Source organism: Aquisalibacillus elongatus (assembly GCF_003843875.1).
Lineage (GTDB): Bacteria > Bacillota > Bacilli > Bacillales > Alkalibacillaceae > Aquisalibacillus > Aquisalibacillus elongatus.
This window is the reverse complement of the sequence record NZ_RKRF01000008.1, coordinates 441,188-462,816: the sequence shown is the minus strand read 5'-3', so window position 1 is coordinate 462,816 and position 21,629 is coordinate 441,188. Positions and strand designations below refer to the sequence as shown.

The 21,629-nt window shown below is 39.3% G+C and carries 20 protein-coding genes; 3 read left to right on the top strand and 17 right to left on the bottom strand.

What is annotated here, in order from left to right:
* Positions 1-107 precede the first annotated feature (107 nt).
* Positions 108-1,154 (bottom strand): TRAP transporter substrate-binding protein, encoded by a 1,047-nt coding sequence (locus EDC24_RS07400; protein ID WP_124221207.1) that lies wholly within the window; start codon positions 1,152-1,154, stop codon positions 108-110.
* A gap of 31 nt (positions 1,155-1,185) precedes the next feature.
* Positions 1,186-2,085 (bottom strand): phosphogluconate dehydrogenase (NAD(+)-dependent, decarboxylating), encoded by a 900-nt coding sequence (gene gnd, locus EDC24_RS07395; protein ID WP_124221205.1) that lies wholly within the window; start codon positions 2,083-2,085, stop codon positions 1,186-1,188.
* A 187-nt stretch (positions 2,086-2,272) separates the two neighbouring features.
* On the opposite strand from gnd, the gene EDC24_RS07390 reads away from it, so the two are divergent.
* Both EDC24_RS07390 and EDC24_RS07385 read left to right on the top strand, forming a co-directional pair.
* The gene (locus tag EDC24_RS07390; protein WP_124221203.1) at positions 2,273-3,124 is read left to right on the top strand and encodes a MurR/RpiR family transcriptional regulator; all 852 of its coding nucleotides are present in this window, start codon (positions 2,273-2,275) and stop codon (positions 3,122-3,124) included.
* 12 nt (positions 3,125-3,136) lie between these two features.
* Entirely contained in the window at positions 3,137-4,603 is a 1,467-nt protein-coding gene (locus EDC24_RS07385) for a gluconokinase (protein WP_124221201.1), read from the top strand.
* Between the two features lie 63 nt (positions 4,604-4,666).
* Here EDC24_RS07385 and EDC24_RS07380 read toward each other — a convergent pair whose 3' ends face one another.
* The 3 genes from EDC24_RS07380 to EDC24_RS07370 form a co-directional block, all read right to left on the bottom strand.
* Complete coding sequence (locus EDC24_RS07380) at positions 4,667-5,515, bottom strand: fumarylacetoacetate hydrolase family protein (protein WP_245998012.1); 849 nt, start codon at positions 5,513-5,515, stop codon at positions 4,667-4,669.
* Between the two features lie 24 nt (positions 5,516-5,539).
* A complete protein-coding gene (locus tag EDC24_RS07375; RefSeq protein ID WP_124221199.1) occupies positions 5,540-6,367 on the bottom strand; it encodes an aldo/keto reductase in 828 nt (275 codons plus the stop codon).
* A gap of 162 nt (positions 6,368-6,529) precedes the next feature.
* Entirely contained in the window at positions 6,530-7,195 is a 666-nt protein-coding gene (locus EDC24_RS07370; RefSeq protein ID WP_124221197.1) for an RNA polymerase sigma factor, read from the bottom strand.
* 90 nt (positions 7,196-7,285) lie between these two features.
* On the opposite strand from EDC24_RS07370, the gene EDC24_RS07365 reads away from it, so the two are divergent.
* Positions 7,286-7,669: a VOC family protein gene (locus EDC24_RS07365; RefSeq protein ID WP_124221195.1), complete on the top strand. Its 384-nt coding sequence runs from the start codon at positions 7,286-7,288 to the stop codon at positions 7,667-7,669.
* Positions 7,670-7,711: 42 nt separating this feature from the next.
* Here the strand turns inward: EDC24_RS07365 and EDC24_RS07360 are convergent, their stop codons facing one another.
* The 12 genes from EDC24_RS07360 to EDC24_RS07305 all read right to left on the bottom strand — a co-directional run bounded on the left by EDC24_RS07360 (position 7,712) and on the right by EDC24_RS07305 (position 21,507).
* Positions 7,712-8,245: a chromate transporter gene (locus EDC24_RS07360; protein WP_124221193.1), complete on the bottom strand. Its 534-nt coding sequence runs from the start codon at positions 8,243-8,245 to the stop codon at positions 7,712-7,714.
* Positions 8,242-8,805, bottom strand: coding sequence for a chromate transporter (locus EDC24_RS07355; RefSeq protein WP_124221191.1), 564 nt, complete (start codon positions 8,803-8,805; stop codon positions 8,242-8,244). Before EDC24_RS07355 ends, EDC24_RS07360 begins: the two co-directional genes overlap by 4 nt.
* Positions 8,806-8,910: 105 nt before the next feature.
* Entirely contained in the window at positions 8,911-9,903 is a 993-nt protein-coding gene (locus EDC24_RS07350) for a C-terminal binding protein (RefSeq protein WP_124221189.1), read from the bottom strand.
* Between the two features lie 12 nt (positions 9,904-9,915).
* Positions 9,916-10,881, bottom strand: coding sequence for a sugar kinase (locus EDC24_RS07345; protein WP_124221187.1), 966 nt, complete (start codon positions 10,879-10,881; stop codon positions 9,916-9,918).
* Positions 10,878-11,567, bottom strand: a complete 690-nt coding sequence (rpiA, locus tag EDC24_RS07340) for a ribose-5-phosphate isomerase RpiA (protein ID WP_124221185.1) — start codon at positions 11,565-11,567, stop codon at positions 10,878-10,880. The genes EDC24_RS07345 and rpiA overlap by 4 nt, the downstream gene beginning before the upstream one ends.
* On the bottom strand, positions 11,551-12,567 hold the full coding sequence (locus tag EDC24_RS07335; RefSeq protein ID WP_170158505.1) for a LacI family DNA-binding transcriptional regulator: 1,017 nt from the start codon (positions 12,565-12,567) through the stop codon (positions 11,551-11,553). Before EDC24_RS07335 ends, rpiA begins: the two co-directional genes overlap by 17 nt.
* Before the next feature lie 157 nt (positions 12,568-12,724).
* Positions 12,725-14,341, bottom strand: a complete 1,617-nt coding sequence (locus EDC24_RS07330; protein ID WP_124221181.1) for a gamma-glutamyltransferase family protein — start codon at positions 14,339-14,341, stop codon at positions 12,725-12,727.
* 133 nt (positions 14,342-14,474) lie between these two features.
* Positions 14,475-15,500, bottom strand: a complete 1,026-nt coding sequence (locus EDC24_RS07325; RefSeq protein WP_124221179.1) for a LacI family DNA-binding transcriptional regulator — start codon at positions 15,498-15,500, stop codon at positions 14,475-14,477.
* A gap of 19 nt (positions 15,501-15,519) precedes the next feature.
* On the bottom strand, positions 15,520-17,880 hold the full coding sequence (locus tag EDC24_RS07320) for a glycoside hydrolase family 31 protein (protein ID WP_124221177.1): 2,361 nt from the start codon (positions 17,878-17,880) through the stop codon (positions 15,520-15,522).
* Between the two features lie 81 nt (positions 17,881-17,961).
* Positions 17,962-18,804, bottom strand: coding sequence for a sugar ABC transporter permease (locus EDC24_RS07315; protein WP_124221175.1), 843 nt, complete (start codon positions 18,802-18,804; stop codon positions 17,962-17,964).
* Between the two features lies 1 nt (position 18,805).
* Complete coding sequence (locus tag EDC24_RS07310) at positions 18,806-20,098, bottom strand: carbohydrate ABC transporter permease (protein ID WP_124221173.1); 1,293 nt, start codon at positions 20,096-20,098, stop codon at positions 18,806-18,808.
* Between the two features lie 92 nt (positions 20,099-20,190).
* On the bottom strand, positions 20,191-21,507 hold the full coding sequence (locus tag EDC24_RS07305; protein ID WP_124221171.1) for a sugar ABC transporter substrate-binding protein: 1,317 nt from the start codon (positions 21,505-21,507) through the stop codon (positions 20,191-20,193).
* Positions 21,508-21,629: the final 122 nt, after the last annotated feature.

The window sequence follows — 21,629 nt, the reverse complement described above, 5'->3', positions numbered from 1 at the left end:
CAATACCTACCAACTTTCCCCAATTTTCACACTCACATAAGGCAAAACTCTTGCCACCTAAACGGCAGCAAGAGTTTTGAATTTAAAGGGTGTGGGGAATATTGTAATTATTCAGCTTGCGCTTTTTCTACTGCTTCCATAATACCGTCAACGACATCTGGACCAATTTGATCTTTGAAGTCTTCAATTACTGGTTGAACAGCATCAACCATTTCTTGACGGTTCTCATCTGAGATTTCAGTATACTCCATACCTTCTTCTTGTAAGTTTTCTAAATAAGTCGCGTTTGCTTCACGATTTAACTTGATTTGATGTTGTCCTGCTTCTTTAGCTGCATCACTTACAATTTGTTGTTGTTCTTCAGTTAGACCATCGTAGAACTGTTTACCCATTAAGAATACGAATGGGCTATACACATGGTGAGTATTAGAAACGTAATCTTGAACTTCATAGAAGTTTTCTAAATAAATAGTTGCATACGGGTTTTCTTGTCCATCAACAGTACCTTGTTGCATAGCAGTGAATAACTCCGTAAATGCCATTGGAGTTGGGTTTGCACCTAATGCCTTGAACGCTTCTAGGTGTAAATCGTTTTCCATGGTACGGATATCTAATCCTTCGAAATCTTCAATTGATTCAACAGGACGTTCACTATTCGTTAGATCACGGAAACCATTTTCCCAATAAGCAAGACCTACTAAGTCTTCCTCTTCTAATTTGTCTAATAGACCTTGCGCTACTTCTCCTTGCAGCACTTCGTCAGCTACATCTTCACTTGGGAATAAAAACGGAATATCGAACACGCTGAATTCAGGAACAAAGTTCGCAATTGGCGCTGTAGAAGGAACAGTTACCTCCTGGTTACCAAGTTGAAGTGCTTCTGTCATTGAGCGGTCATCACCAAGTTGACCACTATGATATGTTTCAACTGTGATTTCGCCATCTGTTTCCTCTTCTACAATCTCTTTAAACTTCAATAAACCTTTATACTGAGGATGGTCTTGGTTTAATCCAATACCTGCGCGAATTGTCTTCCCGTCACCGTCTGAAGCGCTTTCATTTTCACCATTTTGATCTCCATCATCGCTACCACCACAAGCTACTAATACTAATGCTAAAAGAGATACAGCAAGTAATGAAAATAACTTTCTCATAATAGAACTCTCCTTTTTATTTAATTAAAATTTAATCTTTTTTCACGACTGAATGTCCGCCAAACTCATTACGTAAAGCGGCAACAACCTTACCAGAGAATGTATCATCCTCTTGAGAACGATATCTCATCATTAACGACATTGCGATTACTGGTGCAGCCATTTCAAATTCAATAGCGCTTTCAACTGTCCATTTCCCTTCTCCTGAAGAGTTCATGACCCCACGAATAGATTCTAAATCGCCGTCTTTCGAAAACGCATTCTGCATTAATTCAATTAACCATGATCGAATAACAGACCCATTATTCCATACTTTCGATACAGCTTCATAATCATAGTCAAAAGGGCTTTTTTCTAAGATTTCAAATCCTTCTGCAATAGCTTGCATCATGCCATATTCAATGCCGTTATGCACCATTTTTAGAAAATGGCCACTACCATTTTTACCTGTGTAAAGGTAACCGTTTTCAACAGCGGTGTCTTCAAATAACGTTTCAATTTTTCTGAATTCCTTCTCTTCCCCACCGATCATGTAATTGGCACCATGTCGTGCACCATCTGTTCCACCGCTAGTTCCACAATCGAAAAAGTAAATCCCTTTTTCTTGTAGATGCTCACTTAGACGAAGGCTTTCTTTATAGTTGGAGTTACCACCATCTATGATTCGATCCCCTTCACCTAACACTTCACCTAGATCCTTTACAACTTGCTCGGTAACGTGCCCAGCTGGGACCATTACCCAAACAGTTCTTGGGGTTTCTAGCTGATTTACCAGCTCGTCCAAACTGTAAGCAGGAGTTGCTCCTTCTTCAGCAATACCTTGGACTTGGTCTTTATTCACATCATTTGCTATAACTTGGTGTCCATGGTCCATGAGATTAAGTGCTAAATTATATCCCATTTTCCCAAGACCAACTAATCCAATTTGCATCTGGTAACTCCTTCCTTGAAGTAAATTAGAAAAATTCAATGAAATTATTTTTCTTAATTTTGATTATACATAAAATTTTTTTCATTACAATATCTTTTGTGAAATTTTTTTCGTACAAATTACTTCAGTTTAAATTTTTTTTCATATAAACTAATGATAGACGCTAATTTTAATCGGAGTGATTATAATGACTGAAACAAAACAGGTCTTGAATTTAATTCGAGGATCCATGTCACAATTCAGCGATAAAGAGCAAAAGATTGCTAGATATATTCTTAGGAACCCTCAATTAATTATTCACACGACCATTAATCAAGTAGCAGATGATTTAGATATTGCAGAAGCAACGGTCTTTCGATTCTGTAGACGACTGGGGTTCAAAGGGTATCAAGCATTAAAAATTGCCTTAGCTTCTGAAGTTGTGGAAACGGTTGTGGACATTCATGAAGAAATTAGTGAGGATGACTCGCCGATTGAAGTAACAGACAAAGTTTTTCACTCAAATATTAAGGCGATCGAGCGAACGAACGAGATACAAAACGAGGAATCCATCAAAACTGTCATTGACAAATTAACGGAAACGAAGAATGTCTATTTTTACGGAAACGGTGGCTCTGGTATCGTCGCTCAAGATGCACAACACAAATTTATTAGACTGGGCATCAATGCTCACGCTTATATGGATTCCCATTTACAGTTAATGTCAGCATCGCAATTAAATAATCAATGTGTGGCTTTTTTCATCTCACATACAGGGGCTAATGTTGACATTTTAGATGTAGTGGAAGTTGCTAAAGAAAAAGGTGCTTTTACAATTGCAATTACCAATTATGCCAAGTCCCCCCTATCAAAAGCGGTTGATATTGCACTATATACGCTTTCGGACGAAACAAAATATCGAACGGAAGCCATATCATCCCGAATTGCTGAATTGAGTATCATTGATGCTTTATATGTTAATTATCATATTCAAAATCTTGAACAAGCTAAAAATGCTGTATCTGAAATGCGTCGAGCTATATCTAAAAAACGTTTATAAAGGGTGTTAAACATGACGAACCTTCTAGGATTAGACATTGGAACAACAAGTGCAAAAGCCGTTTTATTTCAATTAGATGGTACAGTCGTAGCAGAGAATGAACAGCCGTACCCCATTTTGAATCCTAAAAACGGTTGGGCTGAGCAAGTTCCAACTCAAATAGAAGAAGCGACCATTCATGCCGTCAATCAAGTCATGACGCACATTAATCAACATCAATTAATCGGTATTGGTCTTTCGACCGCAATGCATTCTTTGATTTGTATAAATGAAGATGGAACTGCTCTTTCAAATGCCATCATTTGGGCTGATACAAGAAGTTCAAACGAATCTGAACAACTTGATTCGTCCATATATTTATCAACTGGTACACCCCTTCATCCTATGAGCCCTCTATCAAAATTAACGTGGATGAAAAATCAGGATGCACAAGAATATCATGAAGCAAGCTATTTCGTTTCTATTAAAGAGTATCTACTTTATCGTTGGTTTGGAGAAAAGGTGGTCGATTATTCGATGGCTGCCGCAACAGGGTTATTCAATATCCATAGGCTAAATTGGGATGATCAGGCTCTACGTGCAGCTGGCATTACAACTTCTCAATTGTTTGAACCTAAACCACCCGAAACTATTTTACAAGATATAGATTCAAATATAGCTAAACGAATGAACATCTCAGTTAAAACTCCTATTGTCATCGGAGGTAGCGATGGACCATTAGCTAATTTAGGAATCGGTGCCATCAACCCTGGCGAAACAGCAATTACGATTGGAACGAGTGGTGCGATACGCCAGTTTTCACGCGAACCACTATTAGATACAAAGCAAGAAATATTCTCTTATAGTTTCACAGAGGATTTATGGATTACGGGTGGTCCTACTAATAACGGTGGCATTGTACTGAAATGGATTCAAGAAGTGGTTTCAAACGAACACTATGAATATTCTATGGATGAATTAAACCAATTAGCTTCATCCGTCTCACCTGGAGCTGAACAATTAGTTTTCTTACCGTATTTAAATGGAGAACGCGCACCATTTTGGGATGGTAAGGCAAAAGGTAGTTTTATCGGATTAACACCTTCACATAACAAATCACACCTTATCCGAGCTAGTATGGAAGGCGTGATCTACTCGATATATCATATTGGTCATGCTTTAGAACGATTAGGAAATCAACACGACGTAATATATGCAAGCGGAGGCTTTGCACGATCAGAACTTTGGCTTCAAATTCTAGCCGACACATTTGGCAAGCCCGTCAAAATTCCTAACAGTCACCAAAGCTCAGCTTGGGGGGCTGCGTGGTTAGCACTTTGCGGTATTGAAAAATATCAACTTGAGGACATTAAGGATTCCATTCCGATGAGCCATGAAATCGAACCCCAAAACAGTCATCACAAACAGTATCAGAAAATATTCTCAGTCTATCAGAAGTTATACTATCAGCTTAAGGACACCTTTCATGAGCTCTCATAGATGATGATAGAGAGAACACGCAACCTCTTATAAAAAAGTTGCGTGTTTTTTGAATTAAGTCATTTATGATGAACTGACTTGATTGGATAATGTTCCGATTTGTTCAACTTCAACCCTAACTTCATCACCTTCATTTAAAAACTTCGGTGGATCAAAGCCTTTTCCAACACCACTTGGCGTACCTGTTGCGATGATATCCCCTGGTTCAAGAGTCATTCCATCCGACAAGACTTCTATTAATTCTGCTATCGAAAAAATCATATCCTTCGTATTGCCATCCTGACGGAGTTCATCATTCACGTAAGTTTTAATATTTAAATGATGAACATCATGAATTTCATCTTTTGTTACAATATACGGGCCCATCGGTGCAAAGGTATCCAATGATTTTCCTTTGAAAAATTGTTGATGACGTTTTTGCAAATCGCGAGCCGTCACATCATTCAAAATCGTATAGCCAAATACATGATCCATGGCGTTTTCCCGCTTAATATTAACACCTTTTTGACCAATAATGACCGCAAGCTCACCTTCATAATCTAACTGCTTGGTCACATTTGAATGCGCGTGAATCGTATTCTTGTGACCAATCACGGTACTAGGCGCTTTTGTAAAGATAACGGGATGTTCAGGTAAAGATGATGGATCATTCGTCATCTCCATCGCATGATCCCGATAATTTTTACCAATACACATAATATTCTTTCGAGATTTCAGAGGAGCTAAAATCTTGCATTGATCAAAATCAGCAAACTTATTTAAATCTTTTTCTAAATTAAGATGATCAATATTTTCAATCACCGACAATAAATTAGGAAAATAAGTCATGAGCTGATCAGAATAATAAAATCCATCATCTTTTAAAATTCCCCAATAATCAATCTCATTAAATCGAAATGTTAATAACTTCAAAATACGCTCCTCCTTTTAATCGGTTTAGTCTAAGTCGTTCGGATTCATTCCCGTCCGTTCATTTGTGTTCATATCATCAATGCGTTTTATATCTTCGTTCGTCAATTCAAAGTCAAAAATATCAACATTATCTTTAATTCGACTAGGCGTAACCGACTTTGGAATGGTAACCACATGATTTTGGACGTCCCATCGTAAAATGACTTGTGCTGGAGTTTTATTATGTTTCTCAGCAATCTCCGTAATCGTTGGGTCATCAAATAAGTGGCCCTTTTTCATCGGTGACCATGCTTCCATTTGAATGTTTTCCTGCTCACAAAAAGCTTTCACCTCTTCTTGCGTTAAATGCGGATGATATTCAATTTGATTCACAACCGGTTTAACGTTAGCTTTAGTAAACAACTTCTGCAAATGATGAACGTGAAAATTGCTTACCCCAATGGCCTTAATCACGCCTTCTTCATACAACCGCTCCATCGCACGCCATGTATCTTGAAACTGACCTTTAACGGGCCAATGAATTAAATAAAGGTCTAAAACATCAAGGCCTAAACGATCCATACTACGTTCAAAAGCTCTCAGTGTCTCATCATAGCCTTGCTCATCATTCCATACTTTAGTCGTCACAAATAAATCATTGCGAGGAACGCTCGATTCACGAATCCCTTCACCGACACCTTCTTCATTTTTATAAAACGAAGCCGTATCTATCAAACGATAACCATGATCTACCGCTGTTCGAACAGCTTCGACAACTTCCCTACCCTCTTCAGCCTTATACACACCAAGGCCAAAACCTGGCATTTCGACACCGTTGTTCAACTTTATCCGATCTTGTAAGTTGCGAATCATATGTATGCCCTCCTTGTTTATCCTATTATATCGAAACATCGGCTATATTTAAAAAGATAGCTTGCCTATGTCGACTTCATGAAGAATTTTGGAATATTTCCGTGGAAATATTGTAGAAAATTGGACGAATGTTTTCGACAGGCTCTTACTAAATAATCCACTTTATGAAGGACGCTTGTGATGTATCTGAAGTACATTTCCATCTGGGTCTGATATAAAGAAAGTTTGAACACCTTGATTCCTCTTGGATTTGACTTCGTAATTCTGTGTTTCTAATAGACGATAGTAATAAAACAACTTGTGAGGCTGTTCATGTTTTACAGCATCAGAGAATTTCTTGATTAGCATAGATTCATTAGGAACAGCACTCTGTTCATTGTGATTAAGTTTTAGTTTAATACGCGCTCTATGCAAAGCTGTTTTTATAGATTCATTACTTACCCTAAGCATTTCTGCAATTTCTTCTGATTTGTATTTAAAAACATCTTTCAATGTCACTATCATGGCCTGACGCAGTGGAAGCGTCGTGTATAATAATTCTAATAAACTTTCCCATTCTGAAAAACCATGATCAGATATAATCCATTCGTCATAATCTATAAAGACCTCTTTTGTTTTCCGTTTTTCATCAATCATTAGATTCCTAGCCATTGTATATAAGTATGTTAGATTAAACTCTCTGTGTGGTTCTTCTTTTTTCAATTTTATATATTTATATAGTGTATCTTGAACTAAGTCTTCCGCATGCCACTTTGAGTTCGTTAACTGTAAACAGTAGTTATACAATTTATGAGTGACGGTTTCTAAATTCTCTGTGTTTTCCCCCATAATTTCCCCCAAAAAAATTTTAAAAAATATGTAACTTTCCTTTAATTATATACGTTTGTATACGAAATAAAAATTAGGAAGGTGATTATTATGTTTAAAATTGGTGGCATTTTTATACCGGTAACGGATTTAGAAAAATCCCAAAAATGGTATGAACAAAATTTAGGTGTTAAGAAATTTGATGAATGGCAGGAAGATGGTGAGGATCATGGCGTGGATTATCTATTCCAAAATGATACAACTGGACTCACGTTAATCAAAGTGGACAAGCCTCAAGCGACTGAATTTACGATAAAAGGTAATCGTAAAAATGCTTATTACAACTTTGAAGTCGATGATATATACGACGCTTTCAATCATTTAAAAAACAATGGTGTTGAATTAACGGATATTCATGATTACGGTCCAATGAAAGGATTTGACTTCTTTGACCTAGACGGCAACCCGTTTAGTGTGATTAGTGAAGAGGAATGATAAAACAAAAGCGCCTACTGAAAGGCGCTTTGTTTTTAACCATTACGATAGAAAGATAGCACCGTAAACAAGTGATCCGGCTACGACAAAAGCAGGATGCACTTTGAATTTTTCTAATAATAGTAAGCTTACGACAACTAATAAAATTGTTTGGATCCATCCTGCCGTAACGACCGATGAATCGAAAAATTGAAAAGTCAGTACACCCATCAGTACAGCAATGGTCGGTCGGACGTAAGCACTAATTCGTTTAACTTTAGGCGAATCTTTATATTTATTAAGAAGTCCTAGTAGCGCGAGCATCGCAGCGAGTGACGGGACAATCGTTGCGGATAATGCGACGATGGATCCCAACGTGCCAGCCACTTCAAACCCAATATAACCGGCCATTTTTGTTGCGATTGGACCAGGGAGTGAATTGGCTAAGGCGAGCACTTCCCCAAACTCATTCGTCGACATAAACTCGTATTTTTTCACCACTTCATGCTCTATTAGTGGAATCGACGCGGGGCCACCGCCGTAACCTACGACACCAGGGATAAAGAATGCGACAAGTAATTCCCATAGCTCTCTCATGCCTGATCACCCTCCTTCTTAGGTGATTTTTTCACTAAAGCGAAAAGGATTAAGGCAACAATAATAAGCGCCGGGTGGACCCCAAACAAAATGTAGAGCACTGCGCTTACAATAATAAGCAATAGCGCATACACCCAACCAAGGTCATGTTTAGACTTTTTCGCAAAAGAGTACGTTAACTGCAGTAATAGCACACCTACAACTGGAGTGATCGCCGCAGTCATTCCTTGCACAATTGAGGAGTCTCGAAAGCGGATTAAAAAGCCAATTAGAAATATCATGATTAAAACCGTCGGCAATACAACCGAAATAAGAGCACAAAGCATACCTAAAACTCCACCGACACGATAACCAATATACCCAGCCATTTTCGTTAACATCGGGCCAGGTAACGTGTTCGTCAGTGCTAAGGTATCACTGAATTCCTCTTCCGTCATCCAACCATATGTATCAACCACTTCTTTGTAAACTAACGGAATCGTGGACGGTCCGCCACCGTAACCAAGCATGCTTGACCTAAAAAAACTAACAAATATGTCTTTTTGTAGCGTCCAATTCATAGAAGTTCACCTCATTCTAAAACATTATATCACGGTTTATCTTATATATTAATATCTTGAAAACGTATCGTTAAATAAATAAAGCCACCCACTAGGGGTAGCCTCTTATTTTTCTATTAAATCAATGCGTTCTTTAACGACTTGATTAACGATATAAGTTGGGAAATATCCTTGTAAAACATCTGCTACGTTTTGGGCTGATTTACGTTTTAACTCAGCTTCTGCCTCTACTGAATAGAAAGCAGAATGTGGGTTAAGTAAAACTTGATCCATATTTAAGAATGGATGACCATCCGGTATGGGCTCTGTTTCCAACACATCTAACCCGGCACCTGCCAGTTCATTCTCCTGAAGGGCCTGGATGAGAGCTTGTTCCTCAATAACGCCACCTCTAGATGTATTAATGATAAATGCCGTTGATTTCATTTTTCGAAAAGCTTCATGGCTTATAAGTTTTTCAGTTTGTTTGTTTAACGGTAAGTGAACTGAAATATAGTCTGACTGTGCATAGAGTTCATCCAATTCAACGAGAGTAACGTTCAATTCATCCGCTACTTCTTTAGGAACAAATGGATCATAGGCCATGACATTCACACCAAACGCCTGTGCTTTTTTCGTTAACGTTTGTGGAATATTTCCAAAGCCAACAAGGCCTAAAGTACAGCTTCGCATACGATAAACCGGAACGGAGACCTTATAATCCCAATTACCCGCTTTAACAGCATTATTCATTTGTGTGATTTTCCTTACACTGGATAATAATAGAGCCATTGTGTGATCAGAGACTTCATCTAAGCAGTAGTCCGTCACATTGCTAACGACAACGCCGTTTTCCGTTGCTGCATCAATATCTACAGTATTAAATCCAATCCCATATCTCGCCACTACTTTAAGGTTGTCCAAAGCTTCAATCACGCGTCTTGAAATAGGACCATATTGATTTAATAAAGCATCAGCATCCTGGCATTTTTCTATAATTTCATCTTCCGTTTTACATTGTTCTAATATGAATTCAACCCCTATTTCGTCGAATACTTGCCTTTCCGGTTCAAAGGTATTGTAATTATAATCCGTAACATAAACTTTAAATTGACTCATTTGATACACTCCTTACCTTTTAACATCTCGGTTCTCTTGATCAGGTGACATAAAGCGCTTAACAGCTTCATCTGACGGCAACCCTTCAATATCCCCTGTCATACTGACGACCATAGCACCAATCGCATTAGCACGTCTGACGACTTGATCAATAGGTTCCTTTCGCAAAATACCACTAATAATGCCAGCAGCAAATCCATCACCTGCACCTACAGGGTCGACAACTTGTTTGACGGAATAACCTGGCACATAACCTTCTTCATTCTCAGAAGAATAATAAGCTCCTTCATCACCAAGCTTAATTATAATGGTTTTTTCTTTATGAGGATCTAATGCTTCTGAGATCGCTTCAGGTTGTGTTTGGCCAGTTAAAAATTCACCCTCATCCATGCCTGGTAAAATAATATCAGCCATCTTTACAATTTCACTTAACACTTCCTTTGCTCGTTCTTCTGACCAAAGTTTTAGTCGTAAATTCGGATCGAACGAGACGCTCACATTGTTTTTCTTAGCAATCTCAATAGCTTTCATCACTGTAGCATAAGCAGATTCACTTAAGGCCGGTGTTATACCTGTAATATGTAGCACCTTTGCATTTGCAATTGAATCCTCTTGAAGCTGTTCTGGTTTCATAAAACTCGCCGCTGATTGATGACGGTAATAATAAACATTTACGTCTTCAGCAGACAATTGTTCTTTAAATAATAAACCGGTCGGAGCTTCATTCGTGAACTGACAAGTTGAAACATTTACTCCTTCACCACGAATAGTCTTTAAAATATAACGTCCAAACGGGTCTTCACCTAATTGACTGAACCAACTTACTGTATGACCTAATCGTGATAAGCCAATCGCGACATTTGACTCAGCACCACCAATTTTTTTCGGAAATGTATGTACATAATCTAAAGGGGCATGTTGATCTGGTTGAAATAACACCATCGTCTCCCCTAAAGTAAACACATCAATTTGACTCATATTAATTCCTCCTTTTCTAATACGGTTACCTCTTGTTCGCGACCTACAATGACGAGGTCCACCATATCTAAAAATAAACCAGTCTCAATAACACCTACCATTGATTTTAGCTGGTTGTGTAGTGTATGCGGCTTTTCGATTTGATTAAAATGACAGTCTAAAATATATTGATGATTATTAGTCACAAATGGTTCTCCATTTTCTTCTCGTAACAATGCCTTGCAACCTAACGACTCCACTCGATCTTTCGTTGTCTCCCAGCCAAACCTTACGACTTCTATAGGTAATGGATAAGATCCTAATTGATTTACCAATTTAGTATCGTCCGCGACAACTATAAACTTATTCGCTGCGACATCAACGATTTTTTCACGTAATAAAGAGCCGCCACCGCCTTTAATCAAGCGAAATTCAGGATCAATCTCATCTGCTCCATCAATTGCTAAATCTAGTTCCTGAACATGAGAAAAATCCGTTAATGGAATTCCAAATTCCTTGGCCAGCTTTTGTGTTTTAACGGACGAAGGAATACCTTGAATGTTTAAACCACTTTGGACTCTTTGACCTAATTCTTCAAGAACCCAATACATCGTTGAGCCTGAACCAAGTCCTAACACCATTCCATCTTTCACATATTCGATTGCTTTTTGCGCAACTTTTCTTTTTTTATTAGAACTGTTTCCCATCTAAACACCTCGTTGATTCTCGTTCCATTAATGTCACTGGTATGACCATGGTTGAGATTGGTTTCTTTTGACGACATTCCATGCTCTTCAGTAATAACTCAGCAGCTTTCATCCCTAAAGCTCTCGTATCTTGATGAATCGTCGATAAAGTAGGATAACTATACTGACTAAACGTAATATTATCAAAACCTATCACTTGGACTTCATCAGGGATTTGAATACCACTTCGATGAAGGGCTTTTAAGGCACCAATAGCCAATAAATCAGAACTAGCAAAAATCCCATCAAAATTTATACCACGTTCAATTAATTGCTGAACGTTCGATTCGGCTCTTTCCACGTTGAATGGAATATGGTGTACAAATAAGTCAGAATCATATCCAAATTCCTGAAGCGCTTTGCTAAATCCGTGATGACGCTGATTAATAGGCTGAATATCACGTTCATCTCGCAATAATATAATCCGTTTAGATCCACGTTCCAGTAACGTTTTCGTTGCAAGATAGCCTCCCATTAGGTTGTCTGATTCAACAACTGGTAATTGATCATCTAACGATTGCAACTGATTAACAGCTACAATAGGAATGTTTTTTTCATAAATATTCAAAGCGGTGTTCAAGTTTCCAGATACGTAAATCAGACCATCGACACCTCTTGAATCGAGGTCTCTCATCATTAGCTTTTCCTTATTAGCATCTTCGTTTACGTTATAAATATTGATCGTATAACCCTTAGAAACAAAAAACTCTTCAATACTAATAGCAATCTTAGCAAAATACTCATTGGTCATATCTGGCAGAACTACACCGATACTATTGGTGCGATTAGTTCTTAAGCCCTTAGCCAAGGCATTTGTCTGATAATTATACTGATCCAAAACATCCAGCACACGAGTTTTCGTTTCCTCTGAATAGCCACCAGCGTTGTTTAATACTCTAGAAACAGTAGCTGTTGATACATTAAGTATATTTGCAATTTCTTTGATTGTGATTTTTACCATTGGCATACCACCATTATTTTCTCGTTACGTAATCGTTTACGTAACTTTTGTAATAATAGGCCTGATGAATAACATCAAGCCTATTAGATAGGTTTATTTTACTTGAAAATTACTTAGTAAACAATGAATTTTTGATTTCGTAAACCTCATAATTGTTTTATAAAACCGCAATATGTCCATCCGTACGAGGCTCTGTACCACCACAAAGCACACCGGTATCTGGGTCGCGCCAAATGATTTGGCCTCGGCCAAACTCACTGTGATATAGGCTGCGCTTTACATTATGACCTTTTCGCTGTAAGGCTTGCGCAATATGTTCAGGGAAGGATGGATCCACATGAACAACCTTTTCCTTCATCCACTGCCACCTCGGCGCATCTAATGAGGCTTGCGGGTTTAACGCAAAATCGATCGTATTCATCATCACTTGTACGTGTCCTTGCGGCTGCATAAAGCCACCCATCACACCAAATGGCCCTACTGCTTCGCCATCTTTAGATAAAAAGCCCGGAATAATCGTATGATACGTTTGCTTGCCAGGTTTTAAAGCATTTACGTGATTCGGGTCGAGTGAGAATGTGTGGCCACGGTTTTGCATAGCAATACCTGTACCCGGAATGACAATGCCAGAGCCGAATCCCATATAGTTACTTTGAATGAACGAGACCATATTGCCATCGCCATCAGCTGTCGATAAATAAACCGTACCACCACGCTGTGGTTCGCCTGGCGATGGATCAACGGCTTCATCTCCGATTAATTCACGGCGCTTATCAGCATAGTCCTGTGACAATAGCTCCTCAACCGATACATCCATTTTTGTTTGGTCCGTAATATACTCCAAACCATCGGCGAACGCTAATTTCACGGCTTCAATCTGTTTATGATACGTATCCACTGACTCTTTTTCATGGAACGTATAACCATTTAAAATGTTTAATGCCATGAGCGCAATGATTCCTTGACCATTCGGTGGGATCTCCCAAACATCATACCCACGATAATTCACTTTAATCGGGTTGACCCATTGAGGTTGATAATTGGCGAGATCATCTTTAGTTAAATAACCATCATGCTTCTTGAAAAATGCATCAATTTCATCTGCCAAATCACCTGTGTAGAACGACTGCGCCTTCGTTTTTGCAATTTCACGTAACGCCTTGGCATGACCTGGTGATTTCCATAAGTCACCTGCTTGCGGTGCCTTCCCATCTGGCGCAAACGTTTCAAACCAATGGTCAAATATCGAATCCGTTAAAATTTCTTTGAATTTACGATAAGCTGACTGCCAGTGAAAGGCTAATGTCGGACTTAATGGAAACCCTTCTTCCGCATAACGAATCGCCGGCACAAACAGCTCCTCAAACGGAAGTTTTCCGAATTTCTCCGATAGCTCAGCCCAAGCCGCTGGCGTCCCAGGTACTGTCACCGGAATTTTGCCGAAAGTCGGCATTTCCTCATAACCGGCTTCATTTAGCGAATCAATCGACATATGCTGAGGTGCATAACCACTTGCATTTAGGCCATGAATGTTGCCATCAATCCATACGATCGCAAACGCATCCGAGCCAATACCATTAGACGTCGGTTCAACGACCGTTAATGCCGCTGCAGTCGCAATTGCGGCATCAACCGCATTACCGCCTTTTCTTAACATTTCAATCCCCGCCTCAGCTGCTAAAGGCTGAGACGTTGCCACCATGCCCTTTCGGCTATAAACGGCATTTCGTCTGGAAGCATAAGGGTAATATAAACTATCAAACTGCTGTGTCATCTAGGAACCCCTCTCATCATTTTATGAAGTTTTTGTACATTATATCATGTCAGGCTCAACTTGAAGATACTCGTTGTCTAGTATTTCAAAAAATTTTTTAGTTTTTAAACTCAAGAAAAAAAGCCTACCAATCTTAGGTAGGCGGGTTGCCGCATGAATCGCGTACGATTAACTGATGAGGAATCGTCACGCGACGTGGTAATAGATTTGGGTTATCAACTTGGTCAAACAAACTTTGAGCCGCTTCGTATCCCAACTGAAAAATATTGATATCAACCGACGTTAACGATGGATTGGCTAACTCCGAAAAGATGACATTGTTAAAGCTAACCATCGATATATCGCGTTGGACTTTTTTACCCATTTGCTCAAGGGTATTCACGATTCCAAAGGCCATCACATCGTCTGTGACGACTAGCCCTGTCGGCGGCGTATCAAGCGACATCAATTCATAGACCGCATCACGTCCACCTTCGCGTAAAAATTCATGGTGAACAATGTACTCATCGCGCTGTTTGATTCCTGAATCGTCTAAAGCTTGTAAATAGCCGTTTAAACGATCCATCGTGACCACTAATTCCATGCCACCACCGACAAACGCGATGCGCTTATGTCCTAGTCGAATTAAGTGCTCCGTCGCATCAAAAGCTGCCTTCACATTATCATTATCGACAAACGTCACCTGAGACTCTAAATTATAAGGCTTCCCAATTACGGTAAAAGGAAAGTTTTTATCTATTAAATAATGAATAATTGGATCTTCCACTTTTGAAGATAACACGATTAATCCGTCGACGCGTCGTCCTTGAACAATATCGTAAACCCCTTGTTCAATCTCTTCTTCAGAATTCCCCGTCGTCATGTAAATGCCGAAGTTTTTATCATGCGATATCGTACTAATTCCACGAATGACTTCCGGGAAGAAAGGGTTTTGGAATACTTTATCCCCAGAGCTTGGCATCACAAGTCCAATCGTTTGTGTGTTACGGCTCACAAGGCTCCTCGCCGTATAGTTCGGGTGATAGCCAAGATCATTCATTGCTTCTCGAACGACTTCTTTCGTCTTTGGACTGATATTCGGATTATTCGCTATGACACGCGAAACGGTCGAAGGCGACACGTTCGCAAGTTTAGCCACATCTTTTATCGTTGGCGTCATGGTCTATACTCTCCTAAGGTTAACGTTCAAAGGTTATCGTTCTATTTTCAAATGAAATATGCTCCAGTTTTTCACCATTATATACCACTTCAACATCTGATGAAACATCATGAATGCAATACTTAACCGTTTCCCAAGCAGGCTGATAACGATCATTCTGAATAGATGCATCAATCGTTACGAGCGTCCCATCACGCTTCACCTTCACATCCATCTCAAAATATTCGCCACGTTCATAACTAAACGTTTCACCATCATCGTCATACAGTTCATATGATGATGTCTCATCGTCTGGATAAATATGAAGCGTCATCTCATCGACATCATAGGCCGTTGATGGTTTTACGTTCGCTTCCGGAATCATTGCACCTTGTTTTACAAAAATCGGCAACGTGTCAATTTCAGCTTGAACGATGATTCGCTGATTACCTTCATACTTTTCACCAGACCAATAGTTATACCAAACACCTTCTGGTAAATAAACTAAACGATGCTTCACACCCGGACGAATAACCGGCGCGATTAATACGTTACGACCAATTAAAAACTGATCCGATAATTGATACGTCTCTTCGTCATCCGGATACTCTAAAAATAACGGCCTCATCATCGGAACACCTGTCTCCGATGCTTCTTTAAACAATTTATACAAATGCGGAAGCCATTTATAACGCAGTCTAATATATTCTTTTATAATAGCTTCATACGTTTCGCCAAATTGCCATGGCTCTTGATAAACGAACTCAATCGCACTATGGTTACGGAAAAATGGCGTAAAAGCACCTAATTGCGTCCAACGAGTTAGAAGCTCGCCGTTCGAATCGTGCGCGAATCCTCCAACATCAGGCCCCGTGTAGTTCACACCGGACATTCCAAGGTTTAAGCACATCGGAATCGCCATCTCTAAATGCTCCCAGAAACTCCGGTTATCTCCAGTCCAAACTGCCGCATACTTCTGAACACCAGCGTATCCCGCACGTGTTAGTAAAAATGGGCGCTTGTCATCTAACAATGACTTCATGCCTTCGTAAGTCGCTTTCCCCATTAAATAACCATACACATTATGCAGCTCACGGTGCGTTTTAGGATTGCCATCATTGTCATGCATGACCTCAAGGTCCATCGTCTTCGATTCATTGAAGACGGCAGGTTCGTTCATGTCATTCCAAATACCTTCGATGCCCTTTTCCGTATAAAATTCATGCTTTTCAGCCCACCACTTACGGGCCGCGTCTTTCGTGAAATCCGGGAAAGCACTCTTTCCTGGCCAAACATCGCCAAAAAAGATATTCCCTTCTAAATACTTACAAAATAAATCGTTTGTAACGCCTTCATGATAAATGGAATACTCCGCGTCTACTTTAACGCCAGGGTCTACAATAGGAACCGTACGAATTCCCTTTTCCTTCATATCTGTAATTAATTGTTTCGGATTCGAAAAACGATCCTCATCAAACGTAAACACCCGATAACCATTCATATAATGAATATCAAAATGAATCGCATCAACTGGGATTTCGCGTTCCGTAAATTGTTTCACTAGCTCACGTACTTCATCTTCTGTCTCATAGCTATAACGTGACTGATGATAACCTAACCCCCACTTCGGTGGTAACGGAGCTTTCCCAGTCAGATTTGTGTACTGCTCTAAAACATCCTTGGGTCCTGGTCCAGCACAAATATAATAATCCAACTGGCCACCCTCGGCTTTAAAGCTATATACATCGGTCTGATCAACACGCATATCAAACGTTGTTTTAAACGTATTATCAAAGAAAACGCCCGAAGCCTTGCCATTTCTAAGTGTCATAAAAAATGGAATAGATTCATAGAGAGGGTCCGTCTCTGGATTGTGCGGAGCATAAACGTCTGTATTCCACATCGTATACTTTTCGCCACGTTTATCGAGAAAACCTGTTTTCTCACCAAATCCATAATAATGATCGTCTTGAAGTGCATCTTTAAAACAAATCACGTGACCGTCATTGTTATAAGCCATCCCTTGTTCCGACTCAGAGACAATCACCTGGCCTTGATGATCTGTAACCGACAGACGTAATGGAGCTTTCTGGATGTGAACTTGAACATCCTCAGCTACAAGTTGAAGCGTTTCACCTTCATCAATGACCTTTATAGCGTCACGCTTTGGCTCGATTTCTACAGCAAAACTCTCATCTAGAGCCGGCTTTTCATACGGGTTCATCACCACGCGCACGATTTTGTCGTCATAAAATAAAACCGTCACAAAACCATGCTCAGCTCGAATATGTAACTGATGGCCGTCTTGATCATAATCTATTAAACGTCCAATATCTTGATAAGTTGCATGTTTTAAAGATTTCTTCTTACCTGGATGGATTGCAAAACTCGTATCCTGCATGTTCTCACCTACTCTTTGTTTGTTCTACCTAAAAAATAGGAGACCCCGGCTAGCCGGGATCTTTAAATGTCTAGTTGACTATTATCCTTTCGTCCCTCCAGACGTTAGCCCAGAAATGAGGTAACGCTGTAATGATAGGAACACAATTGAAATTGGAATCGCAATTAAAACAGCACCTGCTGCGAATTTCGTAAACTCCGCTCCGAAGTTATTCGCAACCAGATCATATAAACCAACTGCTAAAGTGTAGTTCTCCGGTGTTCTTAGAATAACTTTGGCTAAAATGAAATCCGTAAACGGTGTAATAAACGCAAACAACGCAATGACCGCTAAGATTGGCTTAACTAATGGTAAGATGATGCTCCAAAATATACGGAAGTGTCCTGCTCCGTCCATTTTTGCTGATTCATCCAACTCTTTCGGAATCGTCTCGAAATAACCTTTAGCCAACCACGTATTCATCGGCAGTAAACCACCGACATAGATTAAAATTAACGCGAAGTGCGTATCAATTAATCCAGTCATAGACGCTAGGACATAAATGGCAATAAGCGCTGCGAAGTTCGGGATCATTTGCAAGATTAAAAACGTCATAAGGCCATATTTACGCCCAACGAAACGGTATCTTGAGAATGAATACGCCATTAACGCGATCATCGAAACCGTAATAATCATCGTTAAGAAACAAATCTTTAGCGTGTTCCAATACCATCGTAAGTAGTTACTCTCTTCAAGATTAAACAGTTCCTTATAATGTTTAAATGTCGCGTCATCAGGGATCATGCTAGAACCGCTTAAACTATTTCCGGGATTTAAGGAAGAACCAATAATCCAGATAACCGGATATAAAATGATGACAAACACAATCGCCACCATAAAGTACGTTAACGTTAATCGAATGAGTTTTTGAGTTTTCATATTCATATTACATCATATCCTCTTCTTGGAATGCTCTTGTTCTCCTAAACTGCCAAAGCGCTACAGCTATGACAATCAGTGATAACATCATCGTAATCGCTGCTGCTTTACCGTACTGACCGACTTCTAACGTCAATTTATAAATCCAAGATATTAAGATATCCGTAGCGCCTGCTCCATTCTGACCGACAACTGACGGGCCACCACCGTTAAATAAGAAAATGACATTAAAATTATTAAAGTTAAACGTATACTGCGTAATCATGATCGGCGCCGTTGCGTACATCACAATCGGGAACGTAATCGATTTGAATTTTTGCCAAATACCCGCGCCGTCGATGGTTGCCGCTTCGTACAAGTCATTCGGAATAGACTGCAGAACACCTGTTACCATGACAAAAATAAACGGAAAGCCAAGCCAGGATTGAATCATGATGAGCGCAAACTTCGTCCAGAATGGTTCCGTCAACCAAGGAATGCCATCAACGCCGAAGAACCCTAAAATGTCTTGGTTAATCGTGCCAAATGAATTGTTGAACATTCCAGCGAATACCAAAATAGATACGAACGCTGGAACAGCCCAAGGTAAGATAAAAATCGTTCTGATGATTTTCTTGAATTTTAATTCCTTCTGATTCACTAATACCGCTAAGAACATACCAACCGCAACTTGCAATGTCGTCGCTAGGAACGTCCAAATAATGGTCCATTTAAACACATTAAAGAACGTGTTACGCCACATATCTAATTGGAAGATATCTTGATAGTTTTTAAAACCGACCCATTCAACTAGATTCGCAGGCGGTGAGTTGTTAAGGCTATAATTCGTAAATGATAGCAAAATCACAAATAGAATTGGAAAAATAACAACGAATATTAATAAGAAAAACCCTGGCGTTAACATTAAGTATGGAAAACCTGTATCAATTAAGTTTTGATACTGTTTACGGATTGAATGCTTCTCTAAGCCCATATCTCTTCGCTTACCATTTTTATAAGCATCTCTTAGATTAATAAAATAGATAACTAACCCGAGTGCTATAACGATCAAGGCAACAATCCCTTGAACTAATAGAAAGATCGAATGGTCTTCCATTGGGATTTCACCTAATGTGACAATCCCCCAAAGTCCAATATTAATAACATCTTTAAAAGCCGAAATAAACACAACACCTAAAATTAAAAAAAGCAACCCTTTCAAGTATTGCTTATTATAAAACTGACCTGCGCCAGGCACGACGGACAAATACATGGCAATTTTTCGATGATTGGTATTTGAATTTATTTCTTTCTTGTCCATATGAAAAACTCCCTTTCTCATCTATCTAGGGAACATAAATTATGTATAGGTGAACAGGCAGCCATTTGTTGCGCCGCCTGTTCTATAAAACCTTACTCTTCTTGACTTAATTGAATATTTTCTTCGATTGCTTTAACCGCATCATTTAATGCTGGCTCTGCGTCTTGTTCACCCATTGCAATTAACTGAAGTGCTGTTGCCATTGGCTCCCAAACCTGACTCATTTCAGGAATGTTTGGCATTGGTACACCACGCTGAGACTGAATAGCAACTGCTTCAGCTACAGGGTCATCAGCAATAATCGGGTCCTCAATCAATGCTTTAACTGGTGGAATCTCGTTCGTAATCTCAAAACGTTTCTTACTATTTTCTTCGTTCGATAAGAATGAGATTAATTCAGTTGCCCATTCTTGATTCTCAGAATAGTTACTGACGTTCCAAGATTTAATACCAACGAATGTTTGAGCATATTCACCGTTCTGTAGCTTAGGCATTGGTGAAACGCCAAAATCGATTCCTTCTTCATTCATACTAGATACAGACCATGGACCGTCCATTTTTGCGGCTACTTGACCGTCATTAAATAGTCCTTCCATAGCTGATCCACCATTTTCACCAATGATACCTTCAGGGAACAATCCTTCTTCATACCATTTCTGGATGTACTGCGCACCTTCAATCGCGCCTTCGTTATTTAAACCAACGTCACTAGAATCCATAACGCCGTCTGATTCATTAAATACGTAACCACCGTAAGTCGATAAAATACCATGAGAGAAGTAATAGTTATCCCACAGTGCTAAGAAACCAAACTGATCACCATCTGTGAAATCAGTCGAGAATTCGTAAAGCTCATCAAATGTTTCAGGTGCTTCATCTAAATGCTCTTTATTATAGAAGAATACTGGAGTTTCAGTTGCTTTCGGTAAACCGTAAACTTCACCTTCATACGTTACCGCGTCTAAAGATGACTCAGTGTAACGATCTAGTACAGATTTTTCAACCTCTAACGGTGCTACTAGACCTTCGTTGACTAACTGTCCAATTTGGTCATGCGGAACCGTAATAACATCAGGACCTGTACCAGCTGGACCGTCTAATCTTAGTTGTTCTCTTTGTTTTGTCGCCATTTCTAATTCTTCAACTTTAACTTCAATCCCATGCTCTTCTTCAAAAGCCGTTACTGCTTCTTCAATACCTTCGCTTTTATCCTCATCTGCCCAAACTAACAATTCTTCAGGTTTGTCTGAATCACCTTCTGATTCATTACCCTCATCATCGTTATTCGTATCTTCTGTTTGGTCGTCATCCGATTCACCATCAGACGAATCACGATCAGGACCACAAGCTGCTAACACTAACGTAAGTGATAACATTAAAGCCATGAATAAAATCAAACGTTTCTTCATGAAAAATATCCCCCTTAATAAACTTTAATAACATCTATGCAATCGTTTGCATTACGAGCCAAAAATAAAAGGAAGCGATTTCAAATGCTAGTTTATGTAATGAAAACGTTTGCATAACTTAC

Bases quoted from the DNA above. Each gene is read 5' to 3' on its own strand.
- EDC24_RS07400 (WP_124221207.1), bottom strand. From the start codon at position 1,154: ATGAGAAAGTTATTTTCATTACTTGCTGTATCTCTTTTAGCATTAGTA.
- gnd (WP_124221205.1), bottom strand. From the start codon at position 2,085: ATGCAAATTGGATTAGTTGGTCTTGGGAAAATGGGATATAATTTAGCA.
- EDC24_RS07390 (WP_124221203.1), top strand. From the start codon at position 2,273: ATGACTGAAACAAAACAGGTCTTGAATTTAATTCGAGGATCCATGTCA.
- EDC24_RS07385 (WP_124221201.1), top strand. From the start codon at position 3,137: ATGACGAACCTTCTAGGATTAGACATTGGAACAACAAGTGCAAAAGCC.
- EDC24_RS07375 (WP_124221199.1), bottom strand. From the start codon at position 6,367: ATGATTCGCAACTTACAAGATCGGATAAAGTTGAACAACGGTGTCGAA.
- EDC24_RS07370 (WP_124221197.1), bottom strand. From the start codon at position 7,195: ATGGGGGAAAACACAGAGAATTTAGAAACCGTCACTCATAAATTGTAT.
- EDC24_RS07365 (WP_124221195.1), top strand. From the start codon at position 7,286: ATGTTTAAAATTGGTGGCATTTTTATACCGGTAACGGATTTAGAAAAA.
- EDC24_RS07360 (WP_124221193.1), bottom strand. From the start codon at position 8,245: ATGAGAGAGCTATGGGAATTACTTGTCGCATTCTTTATCCCTGGTGTC.
- EDC24_RS07355 (WP_124221191.1), bottom strand. From the start codon at position 8,805: ATGAATTGGACGCTACAAAAAGACATATTTGTTAGTTTTTTTAGGTCA.
- EDC24_RS07350 (WP_124221189.1), bottom strand. From the start codon at position 9,903: ATGAGTCAATTTAAAGTTTATGTTACGGATTATAATTACAATACCTTT.
- EDC24_RS07345 (WP_124221187.1), bottom strand. From the start codon at position 10,881: ATGAGTCAAATTGATGTGTTTACTTTAGGGGAGACGATGGTGTTATTT.
- rpiA (WP_124221185.1), bottom strand. From the start codon at position 11,567: ATGGGAAACAGTTCTAATAAAAAAAGAAAAGTTGCGCAAAAAGCAATC.
- EDC24_RS07335 (WP_170158505.1), bottom strand. From the start codon at position 12,567: ATGGTAAAAATCACAATCAAAGAAATTGCAAATATACTTAATGTATCA.
- EDC24_RS07330 (WP_124221181.1), bottom strand. From the start codon at position 14,341: ATGACACAGCAGTTTGATAGTTTATATTACCCTTATGCTTCCAGACGA.
- EDC24_RS07325 (WP_124221179.1), bottom strand. From the start codon at position 15,500: ATGACGCCAACGATAAAAGATGTGGCTAAACTTGCGAACGTGTCGCCT.
- EDC24_RS07320 (WP_124221177.1), bottom strand. From the start codon at position 17,880: ATGCAGGATACGAGTTTTGCAATCCATCCAGGTAAGAAGAAATCTTTA.
- EDC24_RS07315 (WP_124221175.1), bottom strand. From the start codon at position 18,804: ATGAATATGAAAACTCAAAAACTCATTCGATTAACGTTAACGTACTTT.
- EDC24_RS07310 (WP_124221173.1), bottom strand. From the start codon at position 20,098: ATGGACAAGAAAGAAATAAATTCAAATACCAATCATCGAAAAATTGCC.
- EDC24_RS07305 (WP_124221171.1), bottom strand. From the start codon at position 21,507: ATGAAGAAACGTTTGATTTTATTCATGGCTTTAATGTTATCACTTACG.